Genomic DNA, 805 nt, shown 5'->3' on the forward strand with positions numbered 1-805 from the left:
ACGACAAGCTGGAATGGTTGAGCTGAGTCGAGTGAAACACCATGACCCAGAGACGGGATGAAATTTGGCAAGTGGCCAGTAAATCAGTCACAATTTGAGAATTGCGGTAGCATAACAACCACCTTGTGATGGTCTGAAATAACCGCACCCCAGCTGAGCACATCCACTACTTATTGTGGCTGCTCCCTCCAATACATCAAACTTTATATGGTCAGGCTTTAGTATTATAGTGACGACTATCACGATTATTCCTTCAAATTTATCCTTTCCCACATCAAATGAAGAAACACTTCTGGATAGCGCGCTACAAGCAGGTGTGACATTGAATTACAGCTGTAAATCCGGTGCGTGTGGCGTTTGCAAAGCCAAAGTGGTCAGTGGTGAGGTTACTTCAGAGGGAGGAAATATTTCGCTATCTTCCGATGAGAAAGACCAGGGCATTGTCTTGACTTGCTGTAGTCGTGCTCTCACTGACTGCACGCTGGAAGCGGATTATTTACCTGAACTTGCTCGTCTATCCCGCAAAATCGTCCCGGCAAAAGTGTCCTCTGTCTATTACCCCAAGGAAGATGTGGCGGTCATTCACTTCCGACTACCACCCAACATCACTTTTGAATATCTGCCAGGACAATACGTTGATTTGAATTATGGTGGCGTAATTCGCAGTTATTCCATTGCCAACAATAACATTCAGGATGGTATTGAGCTGCATATTCGCAGGGTTATGGGAGGGGAAATAAGTGAAAAAATCTTCCCATCTTTACCAGAAAACACCCTAATGAGAATAGACGGGCCGCTGGGCACC

General features: G+C 45.5%; 1 protein-coding gene. It reads left to right on the forward strand.

The window, feature by feature from the left end:
• Positions 1 to 175: 175 nt before the first annotated feature.
• Positions 176 to 805 (forward strand): 2Fe-2S iron-sulfur cluster-binding protein (locus tag J7438_RS28570; protein WP_209278976.1); only part of this gene is annotated, 630 nt, incomplete at its 3' end.

Origin of the sequence: Thalassotalea sp. G20_0, assembly GCF_017744175.1 — a bacterium.
GTDB lineage: Bacteria > Pseudomonadota > Gammaproteobacteria > Pseudomonadales > Endozoicomonadaceae > Endozoicomonas.